This window comes from Flavobacterium cryophilum (assembly GCF_048286555.1).
GTDB lineage: Bacteria > Bacteroidota > Bacteroidia > Flavobacteriales > Flavobacteriaceae > Flavobacterium.
Genome location: NZ_JBLVPZ010000008.1, coordinates 87,208 through 99,496, shown reverse-complemented (window position 1 = coordinate 99,496; position 12,289 = coordinate 87,208). Strand labels below are relative to the sequence as shown.

23 protein-coding genes are annotated in these 12,289 nt (G+C 34.7%); all 23 read left to right on the top strand.

Going from position 1 to position 12,289, the window contains the following annotated elements:
• Position 1 precedes the first annotated feature (1 nt).
• The 23 genes from rpsC (at position 2) to carA (ending at position 11,984) form a co-directional block, all read left to right on the top strand.
• Positions 2–760 carry a 30S ribosomal protein S3 gene (rpsC, locus tag ACNQGJ_RS12370; RefSeq protein WP_282717549.1) on the top strand — a complete coding sequence of 253 codons (759 nt, stop codon included), beginning with the start codon at positions 2–4 and terminating at the stop codon, positions 758–760.
• Between the two features lie 19 nt (positions 761–779).
• Complete coding sequence (rplP, locus tag ACNQGJ_RS12365; RefSeq protein WP_007803637.1) at positions 780–1,205, top strand: 50S ribosomal protein L16; 426 nt, start codon at positions 780–782, stop codon at positions 1,203–1,205.
• Positions 1,206–1,218: 13 nt separating this feature from the next.
• Positions 1,219–1,410 (top strand): 50S ribosomal protein L29, encoded by a 192-nt coding sequence (rpmC, locus tag ACNQGJ_RS12360; protein WP_035668115.1) that lies wholly within the window; start codon positions 1,219–1,221, stop codon positions 1,408–1,410.
• 17 nt (positions 1,411–1,427) lie between these two features.
• Positions 1,428–1,688: a 30S ribosomal protein S17 gene (rpsQ, locus tag ACNQGJ_RS12355; RefSeq protein ID WP_039110222.1), complete on the top strand. Its 261-nt coding sequence runs from the start codon at positions 1,428–1,430 to the stop codon at positions 1,686–1,688.
• 2 nt (positions 1,689–1,690) lie between these two features.
• On the top strand, positions 1,691–2,059 hold the full coding sequence (gene rplN, locus ACNQGJ_RS12350) for a 50S ribosomal protein L14 (protein WP_026717863.1): 369 nt from the start codon (positions 1,691–1,693) through the stop codon (positions 2,057–2,059).
• Between the two features lie 12 nt (positions 2,060–2,071).
• A complete protein-coding gene (gene rplX / locus ACNQGJ_RS12345) occupies positions 2,072–2,386 on the top strand; it encodes a 50S ribosomal protein L24 (RefSeq protein WP_035668111.1) in 315 nt (104 codons plus the stop codon).
• Positions 2,387–2,388: 2 nt separating this feature from the next.
• Positions 2,389–2,940, top strand: a complete 552-nt coding sequence (rplE, locus tag ACNQGJ_RS12340) for a 50S ribosomal protein L5 (protein ID WP_417973174.1) — start codon at positions 2,389–2,391, stop codon at positions 2,938–2,940.
• Between the two features lie 3 nt (positions 2,941–2,943).
• Positions 2,944–3,213, top strand: a complete 270-nt coding sequence (rpsN, locus tag ACNQGJ_RS12335; RefSeq protein ID WP_007136553.1) for a 30S ribosomal protein S14 — start codon at positions 2,944–2,946, stop codon at positions 3,211–3,213.
• A 140-nt stretch (positions 3,214–3,353) separates the two neighbouring features.
• Positions 3,354–3,752 (top strand): 30S ribosomal protein S8, encoded by a 399-nt coding sequence (gene rpsH, locus ACNQGJ_RS12330; protein WP_131917006.1) that lies wholly within the window; start codon positions 3,354–3,356, stop codon positions 3,750–3,752.
• 18 nt (positions 3,753–3,770) lie between these two features.
• Positions 3,771–4,313 carry a 50S ribosomal protein L6 gene (gene rplF / locus ACNQGJ_RS12325; RefSeq protein WP_417973172.1) on the top strand — a complete coding sequence of 181 codons (543 nt, stop codon included), beginning with the start codon at positions 3,771–3,773 and terminating at the stop codon, positions 4,311–4,313.
• An 11-nt stretch (positions 4,314–4,324) separates the two neighbouring features.
• Complete coding sequence (rplR, locus tag ACNQGJ_RS12320) at positions 4,325–4,675, top strand: 50S ribosomal protein L18 (RefSeq protein WP_132065674.1); 351 nt, start codon at positions 4,325–4,327, stop codon at positions 4,673–4,675.
• A 6-nt stretch (positions 4,676–4,681) separates the two neighbouring features.
• Positions 4,682–5,209 carry a 30S ribosomal protein S5 gene (rpsE, locus tag ACNQGJ_RS12315; protein ID WP_035668102.1) on the top strand — a complete coding sequence of 176 codons (528 nt, stop codon included), beginning with the start codon at positions 4,682–4,684 and terminating at the stop codon, positions 5,207–5,209.
• Between the two features lie 12 nt (positions 5,210–5,221).
• Positions 5,222–5,404: a 50S ribosomal protein L30 gene (gene rpmD / locus ACNQGJ_RS12310; protein ID WP_027310825.1), complete on the top strand. Its 183-nt coding sequence runs from the start codon at positions 5,222–5,224 to the stop codon at positions 5,402–5,404.
• An 11-nt stretch (positions 5,405–5,415) separates the two neighbouring features.
• A complete protein-coding gene (rplO, locus tag ACNQGJ_RS12305) occupies positions 5,416–5,868 on the top strand; it encodes a 50S ribosomal protein L15 (RefSeq protein ID WP_066081007.1) in 453 nt (150 codons plus the stop codon).
• A 13-nt stretch (positions 5,869–5,881) separates the two neighbouring features.
• Positions 5,882–7,228, top strand: coding sequence for a preprotein translocase subunit SecY (gene secY / locus ACNQGJ_RS12300; RefSeq protein ID WP_417973169.1), 1,347 nt, complete (start codon positions 5,882–5,884; stop codon positions 7,226–7,228).
• Positions 7,229–7,232: 4 nt separating this feature from the next.
• Positions 7,233–7,448: a translation initiation factor IF-1 gene (gene infA / locus ACNQGJ_RS12295; protein WP_007136545.1), complete on the top strand. Its 216-nt coding sequence runs from the start codon at positions 7,233–7,235 to the stop codon at positions 7,446–7,448.
• Positions 7,449–7,460: 12 nt separating this feature from the next.
• A complete protein-coding gene (gene ykgO / locus ACNQGJ_RS12290; RefSeq protein ID WP_008992256.1) occupies positions 7,461–7,577 on the top strand; it encodes a type B 50S ribosomal protein L36 in 117 nt (38 codons plus the stop codon).
• A 2-nt stretch (positions 7,578–7,579) separates the two neighbouring features.
• Complete coding sequence (gene rpsM / locus ACNQGJ_RS12285) at positions 7,580–7,954, top strand: 30S ribosomal protein S13 (RefSeq protein ID WP_039110216.1); 375 nt, start codon at positions 7,580–7,582, stop codon at positions 7,952–7,954.
• An 8-nt stretch (positions 7,955–7,962) separates the two neighbouring features.
• Entirely contained in the window at positions 7,963–8,346 is a 384-nt protein-coding gene (gene rpsK, locus ACNQGJ_RS12280) for a 30S ribosomal protein S11 (RefSeq protein ID WP_024981527.1), read from the top strand.
• 87 nt (positions 8,347–8,433) lie between these two features.
• Entirely contained in the window at positions 8,434–9,039 is a 606-nt protein-coding gene (rpsD, locus tag ACNQGJ_RS12275) for a 30S ribosomal protein S4 (protein ID WP_417973167.1), read from the top strand.
• A 21-nt stretch (positions 9,040–9,060) separates the two neighbouring features.
• The gene (locus ACNQGJ_RS12270) at positions 9,061–10,053 is read left to right on the top strand and encodes a DNA-directed RNA polymerase subunit alpha (RefSeq protein WP_417973165.1); all 993 of its coding nucleotides are present in this window, start codon (positions 9,061–9,063) and stop codon (positions 10,051–10,053) included.
• A gap of 31 nt (positions 10,054–10,084) precedes the next feature.
• Positions 10,085–10,570, top strand: a complete 486-nt coding sequence (gene rplQ / locus ACNQGJ_RS12265) for a 50S ribosomal protein L17 (protein WP_417973163.1) — start codon at positions 10,085–10,087, stop codon at positions 10,568–10,570.
• Between the two features lie 313 nt (positions 10,571–10,883).
• On the top strand, positions 10,884–11,984 hold the full coding sequence (gene carA / locus ACNQGJ_RS12260) for a glutamine-hydrolyzing carbamoyl-phosphate synthase small subunit (RefSeq protein WP_417973161.1): 1,101 nt from the start codon (positions 10,884–10,886) through the stop codon (positions 11,982–11,984).
• The last annotated feature ends 305 nt before the right edge of the window (positions 11,985–12,289 follow it).

Sequence of the window (12,289 nt, the reverse complement as noted above, 5' to 3'; positions counted from 1 at the left end):
GATGGGACAAAAGACAAATCCAATTGGAAATAGACTTGGTATCATCAGAGGATGGGACTCAAACTGGTATGGTGGAAATGATTATGGTGACAAACTTGCCGAAGATCACAAAATCAGAAAGTATATCCATGCTCGTTTATCAAAAGCTAGTGTATCAAAAGTAATTATCGAGAGAACTTTGAAACTTGTAACCGTTACTATCACTACTGCTAGACCTGGTATCATTATCGGAAAAGGTGGACAAGAGGTAGACAAGTTGAAAGAAGAACTTAAGAAAATTACTGACAAAGAGGTTCAAATCAACATCTTTGAAATAAAAAGACCTGAACTTGACGCGTATCTAGTTGCTACAAGCATCTGTCGTCAAATCGAAAGCAGAATTTCTTACAGACGTGCAATCAAAATGGCTATTGCTGCTTCAATGCGTATGAACGCTGAAGGTATCAAAGTTTTGATTTCTGGTCGTTTGAATGGTGCAGAGATGGCACGTTCAGAAGGTTTCAAAGAAGGTAGAGTTCCTCTATCAACTTTCAGAGCTGATATTGATTATGCTTTGGCTGAAGCGCATACTACTTATGGTAGAATGGGTATCAAAGTGTGGATCATGAAAGGTGAAGTTTATGGAAAGAGAGATCTTTCTCCACTTGCTGGAATGGACAAAAAACAATCTGGTGCTGGTGGTAAAGGTGGTGATTCTCCTAGAGGAGACAGAAAACCTTTTAACAAAGGTGGTAAACCAGACGCTCGTAAACGAAAGTAAATTTTTAAACTAAAGAAAAATGTTACAGCCTAAAAGAACAAAATACCGTAAGGTACAAAAAGGTAAAATGAAAGGGAACTCTCAAAGAGGACATGAACTTTCTAATGGAATGTTTGGTATTAAATCTGTACATGAAGATGGAATGTTCTTAACCTCTCGTCAAATCGAAGCTGCGCGTATTGCTGCAACTCGTTTTATGAAAAGAGAAGGACAATTATGGATCAAAATATTTCCAGACAAACCTATCACTAAGAAACCTCTTGAGGTACGTATGGGTAAAGGTAAAGGTGCAGTTGAGTATTGGGCTGCTGTTGTTAAACCCGGAAGAATTATGTTTGAAGTTGGAGGAGTACCTTTGTCAGTTGCAAAAGAGGCGTTACGTCTTGCAGCTCAAAAGCTTCCGGTAAAAACTAAATTCGTCGTTGCTAGAGATTTCGAAGCATAATTTATATTATATTATGAAACAATCAGAAATAAAAGATCTTTCTGCAGCGGAGTTGCAAGAAAAACTTAGCCAGACTAAGAAGGCATATGCCGACCTAAAAATGGCTCACGCTATTTCTCCAATTGAGAATCCCCTTCAAATTAGAAGTGTAAGACGAACAGTTGCAAGATTAGCTACGGAACTTACTAAAAGAGAGTTGCAATAATTGTAATCTGCTGAAAGATGGAAGAAAAAAGAAATTTAAGAAAAGAAAGAGTTGGTGTTGTTACTTCGGACAAAATGGACAAATCCATTGTTGTTGCTGAAGTGCGTAAAGTAAAACACCCATTATACGGTAAGTTCGTGTTGAAAACTAAAAAGTATCACGCACACGACGAAAAGAACGACTGCAACATTGGAGATACTGTAAGGATTAGCGAAACGCGTCCTATGAGTAAAACAAAATGTTGGAGGTTAGTTGAAATCCTAGAAAGAGCTAAATAATTATGGTACAACAAGAATCAAGACTAAAAGTAGCAGATAACACTGGAGCAAAGGAAGTTTTAACTATCCGTGTTTTAGGAGGTACCAAAAGAAGGTATGCCTCTGTTGGTGACAAGATTGTAGTTTCTATCAAAGATACTGCTCCTAACGGAAGCGTTAAAAAAGGAGCTGTTTCAACTGCAGTTGTTGTACGTACCAAAAAAGAAGTGAGAAGAGCCGATGGTTCATACATTAGATTTGATGACAACGCATGTGTGTTATTGAATGCTGCTGGTGAAATGAGAGGAACTCGTGTTTTTGGTCCGGTAGCAAGAGAACTTCGTGAAAAACAATTCATGAAAATTGTATCATTAGCACCAGAAGTGCTTTAATTCGTTTTTAAGATGATAAAGCTAAAAATAAAATCAGGTGACATCGTAAGAGTGATTGCTGGAGACCATAAAGGTGCTGAAGGTAAGGTTTTACGCGTGTACCGTGAGAAAAACAAAGCGATAGTTGAAGGTGTAAACATGGTTTCGAAACATACGAAACCTAGTGCAAAAAGCCCTCAAGGTGGTATCGTAAAGAAAGAAGCTTCTATACAAATATCTAATATCTCTTTAATTGATCCTAAAACTAAGGAAACAACTAGAGTGGGAATTAGAGTAGAAGGAGATAAGAAAGTAAGATTTTCAAAAAAATCTAATCAAGTACTATAGTAATGGCGTATATACCTAGACTAAAAGAAGAATATAAGAGCAGAGTAATCGCTGCTCTTAAAGAGGAATTCGGATACGTAAACGTAATGCAAGTTCCAAAATTGGAAAAAATCGTTTTAAGTAAAGGAGTTGGTGCAGCTGTATCTGATAAAAAACTAATTGACTATGCAGTTGATGAGTTAACAAAGATCACTGGACAGAAAGCAGTATCTACAATTTCAAAGAAAGACGTTGCGTCATTCAAATTGAGAAAAGGGATGCCGATTGGAGCAAAAGTTACTTTACGAGGAGAAAGAATGTATGAGTTTTTAGATAGACTTATCACTTCTGCTTTACCACGTGTAAGAGATTTCGGTGGTATTAAAGCTACTGGTTTTGACGGAAGAGGAAATTATAACCTTGGTGTTTTGGAACAAATCATTTTCCCAGAAATTGATATTGATAAAGTAAACAAAATTTCAGGTATGGATATTTCTTTTGTAACTACTGCAAAAACAGATAAGGAAGCAAAATCATTATTGGCTGAACTAGGTTTACCTTTTAAAAAGAATTAAGACATGGCTAAAGAATCAATGAAAGCCCGCGAGGTTAAGAGAGAAAAAACAGTTGCTAAGTATGCTGAGAAAAGAAAAGCTTTGTTAGAAGCTGGAGATTTCGTAGGTTTGCAAAAGTTACCGAAAAATGCTTCGCCAGTTCGTTTGCACAATAGATGTAAATTAACAGGTAGACCAAGAGGGTATATGCGTCAATTCGGTCTTTCACGTGTTACATTTCGTGAAATGGCAAATAACGGATTGATACCAGGTGTTAAAAAAGCATCTTGGTAAAATTCAATTAGGAATTATAAGTTACGAATTACAATTTAAAGTGTAATTCGTAATTTGAAATTCGTGATTATAGAAATTTATAAATTGGTTTCAGGTTCGATAAATCGTTTGTCGAAAACCAAAACCGCAAATTAATACACATGTATACAGATCCTATTGCCGATTATTTGACAAGAGTTCGTAACGCAGTGGCTGCAAACCACAAAGTTGTCGAGATTCCTGCATCTAATCTAAAAAAAGAAATAACAAAGATCTTATTTGATCAAGGTTATATCTTGAGTTACAAATTTGAAGACAACGCTGTTCAGGGTTCAATCAAAATTGCTTTGAAGTATGATAAAGATACTAAAGAGTCTGTAATTAAAGATATCCAAAGAATTAGTAAACCAGGTTTACGTAAATATTCAGGTTCTTCAAACATTCCTAGAATCCTTAACGGATTAGGAATTGCTATTGTTTCTACTTCTAAAGGTTTAATGACTGGAAAGAAAGCGAAACAATTGAATGTTGGTGGCGAAGTAATTTGTTACGTATACTAATTTTAAAGACTATATAAGATGTCAAGAATAGGTAAAAGCCCAGTAACAATACCAGCTGGAGTAACTGTTACAGTTGCTGATGGTATTATTACGGTAAAAGGAAAAAATGGTCAACTAACTCAGGAGTTTTCGGACGTAACTGTAACGGTTGAAGGGGATCTAGTTCAAGTAGATAGATCTTCTGATCACAAAGACCAAAGAGCAAAACACGGTTTGTACAGATCTTTAATCAATAACATGATTATCGGTGTTACAGTTGGTTTTACTAAATCATTAGAATTGGTAGGAGTTGGTTATAGAGCTTCAAATCAAGGACAAAAATTAGATTTAGCACTTGGTTACTCTCACAATATAGTTTTAGAAATTGCTTCAGAAGTAGTTTTGGAAACTATATCTGAAAAAGGTAAAAACCCAATTGTTAAATTAACATCATTTGACAAACAACTTTTAGGTCAGGTAGCTGCGAAAATCAGAGGTTTCCGTAAACCAGAGCCGTACAAAGGAAAAGGTGTTAAATTTGTAGGTGAAGTATTAAGAAGAAAAGCAGGTAAATCAGCTTAAAAAATAAGATTATGTCATTAACAAAACCTGAAAGAAGACAACGAATTAGATTCAGAATTAGAAAATCAATTAGTGGTACTGCTACTAATCCAAGACTATCTGTATTTAGAAGTAACAAAGAAATTTACGCGCAACTTATTGATGACGTAAACGGAGTTACTTTATTGGCGGCTTCTTCAAGAGAAAAAGAAATAGGTAACGGTACGAACATTGAAGTTGCTACAGCAGTTGGAAAACTAGTTGCTGAAAAAGCTTTAAAAGCTGGGATAGACGTAGTAACTTTCGATAGAGGAGGTTATTTATATCACGGACGTATTAAATCATTAGCGGAAGGCGCAAGAGCGGCTGGACTTAAATTCTAATATAGTATGTCTAATAGTAAATACAAGAATGTAGAGTTAGTAAAACCAAGTGGTCTTGAATTAAAAGATCGTTTGGTAAGTGTAAATCGTGTTACTAAAGTTACAAAGGGTGGTAGAGCTTTTGGTTTTTCTGCTATTGTAGTTGTCGGTGATGAAAATGGAGTGGTTGGACACGGATTAGGAAAATCTAAAGATGTTTCTGAAGCAATTGCGAAAGCAGTAGAAGATGCTAAGAAGAATTTAGTAAAAATTCCTTTGAATGGTCAATCAGTACCTCACGAGCAAAAAGGTAAATTTGGTGGTGCACGTGTTTTCTTAATTCCTGCCTCTCATGGTACAGGAGTTATTGCTGGTGGAGCTGTTCGTTCAGTTCTTGAATCAGTAGGAATTCATGATGTATTATCTAAATCGCAAGGATCTTCAAATCCTCACAACGTGGTAAAAGCAACTTTTGATGCTTTATTACAAATGAGAAGTGCTTATACTGTTGCAAAACAAAGAGGCGTTTCTTTAGAAAAAGTTTTTAAAGGTTAATTCAAGGAAATTATGGCTAAATTATTAGTAAAACAAGTTAGAAGCAAAATCAACTGTCCGCTTACTCAAAAGAGAGGATTAGAAGCTTTAGGTCTACGTAAAATGGGACAAGTTGTAGAGCATGATTCAAACCCTACAATCCTTGGGATGATAAATAAAGTTAAACACTTAGTTTCTGTTGAAGAAGCTAAATAACAAATACTGTTATGAATTTAAGTAACTTACAACCTGCTGAAGGTTCTACACACAATCAAAATAAAAGATTAGGTAGAGGAGAAGGTTCTGGAAAAGGTGGTACTTCTGCAAGAGGTCACAAAGGAGCAAAATCTCGTTCTGGTTATTCTAAAAAGATTGGTTTTGAAGGTGGGCAAATGCCACTTCAAAGACGTGTGCCTAAGTTTGGTTTTACAAACATCAATCGTAAAGATTACGAAGGTGTAAATCTTGATACACTTCAACTTTTAGTTGATAATGGTGTTATCAAAGATACTGTCGATATGACAGTTTACGTTGCTAATCGTTTGGCTACTAAAAATGAAATCGTTAAGATTTTAGGTAGAGGTGAATTGACAGCAAAATTAAAAGTAACCGCTCACAAATTTACTGCTACTGCAAAAGCTGCTATTGAAGCTGCTGGTGGAGAAGCTGTAACAATGTAATTTTTCAATTAATATGAAGAAATTTATTGAATCAATAAGTAATGTCTGGAAAATTGAGGAACTAAAAAATAGAATCCTTATCACATTGGGTTTACTTTTAGTTTATCGTTTTGGGGCTCAAGTTACTCTACCAGGTATTGATGCTACACAGTTAGGTAATTTAGCGGGCCAAACTAAAGAAGGAATTGGTTCAATTCTTGACATGTTTACTGGAGGTGCATTTTCTCAAGCATCAGTTTTTGCTTTAGGAATTATGCCTTATATTTCTGCTTCTATTGTAGTTCAGTTAATGGGAATTGCGATTCCTTATTTGCAAAAACTTCAAAGTGATGGAGAAAGCGGTAGAAAGAAGATTAATCAAATTACACGTTGGTTGACAATTGGGATTACTTTAGTTCAAGGTCCGACGTACATCTATAATTTATATAGAACATTACCTAGTAATGCATTTTTATTGGGATTCAATTCATTTGAATTCTTATTTTCGTCAGTGATTATTTTAGTTACAGGTACAATTTTTGCCATGTGGTTAGGAGAAAAAATTACGGATAAGGGAATTGGAAATGGTATTTCTTTGTTAATAATGGTTGGAATTTTGGCTAGATTACCTCAGGCTTTTATTCAAGAGTTTACAACAAGAGTTACCAATAATAATGGTGGACCGATGTTATTAGTTATTGAAATTATCATTTGGTTATTAGTTATCATTTGTTGTGTACTATTAGTTATGGCGATCAGGAAGATTCCTGTTCAATATGCGCGTCGTACTACATCAGGTGATTTTGAACAAGACATGTTGGGCGGCAATAGACAATGGATTCCTTTGAAACTTAATGCTTCAGGGGTTATGCCGATAATTTTTGCCCAGGCAATTATGTTTATTCCTGCAGCCTTAGCAGGTTTGTCTAAATCAGATGCATCACAATCAATTGTTGGCGCTTTTAGTAATATGTTTGGATTTTGGTATAATTTAGTATTTGCAACTTTAATAATTGTATTTACTTTCTTTTATACTGCCATTACTGTACCTACTAATAAAATGTCTGATGATTTAAAGAGAAGTGGTGGTTTTATTCCAGGTACTAGACCAGGAGTTGAAACTTCTGATTATCTTGACAAAGTGATGTCTTTAATAACTTTCCCAGGATCTTTATTTCTTGCTTTAATAGCTGTGTTCCCGGCAATTGTTGTAAGTCTTATGGATGTTCAACAATCTTGGGCAATGTTTTATGGAGGTACTTCATTAATAATTATGGTTGGTGTTGCTATAGACACAATGCAGCAAATCAATTCATACTTGTTGAATAAGCATTATGATGGTTTAATGAAAAGTGGTAAAAATAGAAAAGCAGTAGCTTAACTTTATGGCAAAACAATCAGCAATAGAACAAGACGGATCAATCATTGAAGCATTGTCAAATGCCATGTTCCGTGTAGAGTTAGAAAATGGACACATTGTAATAGCACATATATCTGGAAAAATGCGTATGCATTATATCAAATTATTACCTGGTGATAAAGTGAAACTAGAAATGAGCCCTTACGATTTGTCAAAAGCAAGAATTACTTATAGATATTAAAGGATATTCAAAATGAAAGTTAGAGCTTCAGTAAAAAAGAGAAGTCCCGAGTGCAAAATTGTGCGAAGAAAAGGGAGATTGTACGTAATAAACAAAAAGAATCCTAGATTTAAACAAAGACAAGGATAATTATGGCAAGAATAGCAGGGGTAGATATCCCAAAAAATAAGAGAGGTGTTATAGCACTTACCTATATCTTCGGATTAGGAAGTAGTAGAGCTATTGAGATTTTAGAAAAAGCTCAAGTTAGCCAAGATAAAAAAGTTCAAGATTGGAATGATGATGAGATCGGAGCAATTCGTGAAGCAGTATCAGCTTTCAAAATTGAAGGAGAATTACGTTCTGAGGTTTCTTTAAACATCAAACGTTTAATGGATATTGGATGTTATAGAGGTATCCGTCATAGAACTGGTCTTCCTTTAAGAGGACAAAGAACTAAAAACAACTCTAGAACAAGAAAAGGTAAAAGAAAAACTGTTGCCAACAAGAAAAAAGCAACTAAATAATAAGTAATATGGCTAAAGCAACTGCAAAAAAACGTAAAGTTATCGTTGAATCAACGGGAGAAGCTCATATTTCTGCTACTTTTAACAATATCATCATTTCTTTGACAAACAAAAAAGGTGAAGTTATTTCTTGGTCGTCAGCTGGTAAAATGGGTTTTAGAGGTTCTAAAAAGAACACTCCATACGCAGCCCAAATGGCAGCAGAAGATTGTAGTAAAGTAGCTCTTGAAGCTGGACTTAAAAAAGTAAAGGTGTATGTAAAAGGACCAGGAAACGGGCGTGAGTCTGCTATCCGTTCTTTGCATAACGGTGGAATTGAAGTTACAGAGATTATCGATGTTACTCCAATGCCTCACAACGGATGTCGTCCTCCTAAAAGACGTAGAGTTTAATAATATTTTTTTAGTATAACCTAGGTAGAATAACGATTATCGAAGGATAAGACCTGAATTCATAATCTCTATCTTAAACAATTTAAAATGGCAAGATATACTGGTCCAAGTACAAGAATCGCCCGTAAATTCGGCGAAGCAATCTTCGGAGACGATAAAGCTTTCGAAAAAAGAAATTATCCACCCGGACAACACGGGATGGCTAAAAAAAGAGGTAAAAAATCTGAATTTGCGATCCAGTTAATGGAAAAGCAAAAGGCTAAATATTCTTACGGGATTTTAGAAAAACAATTCAGAGGTTTATTTAAAAAAGCATCAGCAACTAAAGGTGTTACTGGTGAAGTTCTTTTACAATTATGTGAAGCAAGATTAGATAACGTTGTTTTTAGAATGGGTATTGCTCCTTCTAGAAGAGGTGCCAGACAACTGGTTTCTCACAGACACGTTACTGTTAATGGTGATGTAGTAAATATTGCTTCTTACCACCTTAAACCTGGTGATAAAGTTGGAGTTCGTGAAAAGTCTAAATCTTTAGAAGCAATCGAACGTTCTTTATCTAATTCAAGTCATGTTTATGAATGGATCACTTGGAATAATGATATCAAAGAAGGTACTTTCGTTTCTGTACCTGCGAGACTTCAAATCCCAGAAAACATTAAAGAACAATTAATCGTAGAGTTGTACAACAAATAATAATTGACTTAGTCGAAATTTATGGCAATATTTAATTTTCAGAAGCCCGATAAAGTTATCATGATCGATTCAACCGATTTTGAAGGTAAATTTGAATTCAGACCTTTAGAACCAGGATACGGATTGACCGTTGGTAATGCACTTAGAAGAGTTTTGCTTTCAGCATTAGAAGGTTATGCAATTACATCTGTTCGCATTGAAGGTGTAGATCATGAATTTTCTACTATTCCAGGAGTTGTTGAAGACGTTACCGAAATTATCCTTAATCTTAAACAAGTACGTTTCAAACGTCAAATTGAAGATATCGATAATGAATCAGTTACTATATCTGTTTCAGGTAAAGATCAATTAACAGCTGGTGATTTTCAAAAATTTATTTCAGGTTTCCAAGTTTTGAATCCAGAACTTGTTATCTGTAATTTAGACAGTAAAATCAAACTTAATTTCGATTTAACTATCGAAAAAGGTAGAGGATATGTTCCTGCTGAAGAGAACAAAAAACAGAATGCTGCAATTGGAACTATTTTTACTGACTCCATTTTTACTCCGGTAAAAAATGTAAAGTATGCAATTGAAAACTTCCGTGTAGAGCAAAAAACAGATTATGAAAAATTAGTTTTTGAAATCAAAACTGATGGCTCAATCAATCCAAAAGACGCTCTTACTGAAGCTGCTAAAGTTTTAATACACCATTTTATGTTGTTCTCTGACGAAAGAATTACACTTGAGGCTGACGAAATTGCACAAACAGAATCATATGATGAAGAATCATTACACATGAGACAATTGCTTAAAACTAAGCTTGTTGATATGGATCTTTCTGTAAGAGCATTAAATTGTTTGAAAGCGGCTGAAGTTGATACACTTGGTGATTTAGTATCGTTCAATAAAAATGACCTAATGAAATTCCGTAATTTTGGTAAAAAATCTTTAACTGAGCTAGATGAACTAGTTGCTATTAAAAATTTGAATTTCGGAATGGATTTAGCAAAATACAAACTAGATAAAGAATAATCTAAGCCGCAAGGTTTAAATTTACATAGCAATGAGACACGGAAAAAAATTCAATCACTTAAGCAGACAGACTGCGCATAGAAAATCTATGTTAGCTAATATGGCTTGTTCTCTTATCGAGCACAAACGTATTAACACTACTGTTGCTAAAGCAAAAGCGCTTAAACAATTCGTTGAGCCGCTTATAACAAAATCAAAAGCAGATACGACTCACAATCGTCGTATCGTTTTTGCTTATTTACGTAGCAAATATGCGGTTACTGACTTGTTCAGAGACGTAGCTGCTAAAGTAGGAGACCGTCCAGGTGGATACACTCGTATCATTAAAGTTGGAAATCGTTTAGGAGATAATGCTGATATGGCAATGATCGAATTAGTTGATTTCAATGAACTTTACAATGGAGGTAAAAAAGAAGTTAAAAAAGCAAAAAGCCGTCGTGGTGGTAAAGCTAAGAAAGATGAAGCTACTGAAGCTCCAGCTGCCGAAACTGAAACAACTACAGACGCTGCTGAGTAATTATGAAAATAATCATTCAATAAAAATCAAGGATAAGCTATTTATAGTTTATCCTTTTTTTTTGATTTTTTCAGAGCGAAAATTTAGGGAGTTAATGTCGTTTTGTCCTGCTGTTCGCTGTACCCTTTGCTTTTAAAGAACCAAAAGGATGGCGTTTCCGCGGAAGTTCGATTAGAATGTTTTTATCTGAGAATAAATTTCAAAAACTTGCATCGATTGCTTTAATGAATTAAATTTGCACAATATTTAACTACAAATGTAACGAGCCTAGCGAGTTCCATGAGACTATTAAATTAATAATAGAAATCAAAGAATGAAATATACAACACGACAAAAAGCAATTCTTCTACTAAGTGACGGGACAATTTTCCATGGCAAATCTATTGGAATAAGTGGAACCACTTTTGGCGAAGTTTGTTTTAACACAGGAATGACAGGTTACCAAGAAATTTTTACTGACCCTTCGTATTTTGGTCAATTAATGGTAGCCACCAATGCCCATATTGGAAATTATGGCGTAAACGATTCAGAAGTAGAATCGCAAAGCATTAAAATAGCAGGATTGGTTTGTAAAAATTTCAGCTTCAATTATTCTCGTGAAGATGCATCCGGGAGTTTAGAAGATTATTTTATCAAACAAAATCTAATCTGCATTTCTGACGTAGATACGCGTGCCCTTGTTAGCTACATACGTGACAATGGAGCAATGAATGCTGTAATTTGTACAGATGGAACTTCAATAGAAGATCTAAAGATTGCATTGGCAAAAGTTCCAGACATGAATGGTTTAGAATTGGCTTCTAAAGTATCAACTAAGGAATCGTATTTCTTTGGTGACGAAAATGCAACCTATAAGATTTCGGCACTTGATTTAGGAATTAAAACTAATATTCTTCGCAACCTAGCTAAAAGAGATTGCTATATTAAAGTATTTCCTTTCGATGCTACCTATCAGGATTTAGCGGCATTCCATCCAGATGGATATTTTTTATCCAACGGTCCTGGTGATCCAGAGCCACTTTCTGGTGCTATTCAGGTTGCAAAAGAAATTCTTGAAAACGACAAACCATTATTCGGAATCTGTCTTGGACATCAAGTAATTGGTTTGGCAAATGGAATTTCGACTTATAAAATGTTCAATGGTCATAGAGGTATAAACCATCCTGTAAAGAACGTCATTACGGGAAAAGGAGAAATCACTTCTCAAAATCATGGTTTTGCTGTTAATAAAGAAGAATTGGAAAATCATCCTGATTTCGAAATTACACATCTGCATTTAAACGATGGAACGGTTGCGGGGATGCGTATGAAAAACAAAAATTGTTTTTCCGTTCAATACCATCCAGAAGCAAGCCCAGGGCCACATGACGCATCTTATTTATTTGATCAGTTTATTGTGAACATAATAGGCTAAAATTAAGGAATTTGCTGGCTTCAATAAAAATTATAGGCTTTGACTTTTGATTAAGTCAAAGCTTTTATTTATAAAACAAGGTTAGGTACCAAAAGTATTGTATCAGGAATCTGTTTTAGATCAGCGTTAGTGCGGTTACTAAAACTCTACTCTTTTATAAGCTGGTTAGTTTTCGTAATAAACCTTGAGTCAAAGGTGTCTATAGTATCGATATTGATTTCGAAATAAAATTAATAGCAACATGTTGTAGTCAATCTAGTATACATTATGTGAATTAAATTTTAGTGGAGCGTTAAAAAAAACGA

What these genes read in the sequence shown, in the direction of transcription:
- rpsC (WP_282717549.1), top strand. Translation starts at nt 2, where the DNA reads ATGGGACAAAAGACAAATCCAATTGGAAATAGACTTGGTATCATCAGA.
- rplP (WP_007803637.1), top strand. Translation starts at nt 780, where the DNA reads ATGTTACAGCCTAAAAGAACAAAATACCGTAAGGTACAAAAAGGTAAA.
- rpmC (WP_035668115.1), top strand. Translation starts at nt 1,219, where the DNA reads ATGAAACAATCAGAAATAAAAGATCTTTCTGCAGCGGAGTTGCAAGAA.
- rpsQ (WP_039110222.1), top strand. Translation starts at nt 1,428, where the DNA reads ATGGAAGAAAAAAGAAATTTAAGAAAAGAAAGAGTTGGTGTTGTTACT.
- rplN (WP_026717863.1), top strand. Translation starts at nt 1,691, where the DNA reads ATGGTACAACAAGAATCAAGACTAAAAGTAGCAGATAACACTGGAGCA.
- rplX (WP_035668111.1), top strand. Translation starts at nt 2,072, where the DNA reads ATGATAAAGCTAAAAATAAAATCAGGTGACATCGTAAGAGTGATTGCT.
- rplE (WP_417973174.1), top strand. Translation starts at nt 2,389, where the DNA reads ATGGCGTATATACCTAGACTAAAAGAAGAATATAAGAGCAGAGTAATC.
- rpsN (WP_007136553.1), top strand. Translation starts at nt 2,944, where the DNA reads ATGGCTAAAGAATCAATGAAAGCCCGCGAGGTTAAGAGAGAAAAAACA.
- rpsH (WP_131917006.1), top strand. Translation starts at nt 3,354, where the DNA reads ATGTATACAGATCCTATTGCCGATTATTTGACAAGAGTTCGTAACGCA.
- rplF (WP_417973172.1), top strand. Translation starts at nt 3,771, where the DNA reads ATGTCAAGAATAGGTAAAAGCCCAGTAACAATACCAGCTGGAGTAACT.
- rplR (WP_132065674.1), top strand. Translation starts at nt 4,325, where the DNA reads ATGTCATTAACAAAACCTGAAAGAAGACAACGAATTAGATTCAGAATT.
- rpsE (WP_035668102.1), top strand. Translation starts at nt 4,682, where the DNA reads ATGTCTAATAGTAAATACAAGAATGTAGAGTTAGTAAAACCAAGTGGT.
- rpmD (WP_027310825.1), top strand. Translation starts at nt 5,222, where the DNA reads ATGGCTAAATTATTAGTAAAACAAGTTAGAAGCAAAATCAACTGTCCG.
- rplO (WP_066081007.1), top strand. Translation starts at nt 5,416, where the DNA reads ATGAATTTAAGTAACTTACAACCTGCTGAAGGTTCTACACACAATCAA.
- secY (WP_417973169.1), top strand. Translation starts at nt 5,882, where the DNA reads ATGAAGAAATTTATTGAATCAATAAGTAATGTCTGGAAAATTGAGGAA.
- infA (WP_007136545.1), top strand. Translation starts at nt 7,233, where the DNA reads ATGGCAAAACAATCAGCAATAGAACAAGACGGATCAATCATTGAAGCA.
- ykgO (WP_008992256.1), top strand. Translation starts at nt 7,461, where the DNA reads ATGAAAGTTAGAGCTTCAGTAAAAAAGAGAAGTCCCGAGTGCAAAATT.
- rpsM (WP_039110216.1), top strand. Translation starts at nt 7,580, where the DNA reads ATGGCAAGAATAGCAGGGGTAGATATCCCAAAAAATAAGAGAGGTGTT.
- rpsK (WP_024981527.1), top strand. Translation starts at nt 7,963, where the DNA reads ATGGCTAAAGCAACTGCAAAAAAACGTAAAGTTATCGTTGAATCAACG.
- rpsD (WP_417973167.1), top strand. Translation starts at nt 8,434, where the DNA reads ATGGCAAGATATACTGGTCCAAGTACAAGAATCGCCCGTAAATTCGGC.
- ACNQGJ_RS12270 (WP_417973165.1), top strand. Translation starts at nt 9,061, where the DNA reads ATGGCAATATTTAATTTTCAGAAGCCCGATAAAGTTATCATGATCGAT.
- rplQ (WP_417973163.1), top strand. Translation starts at nt 10,085, where the DNA reads ATGAGACACGGAAAAAAATTCAATCACTTAAGCAGACAGACTGCGCAT.
- carA (WP_417973161.1), top strand. Translation starts at nt 10,884, where the DNA reads ATGAAATATACAACACGACAAAAAGCAATTCTTCTACTAAGTGACGGG.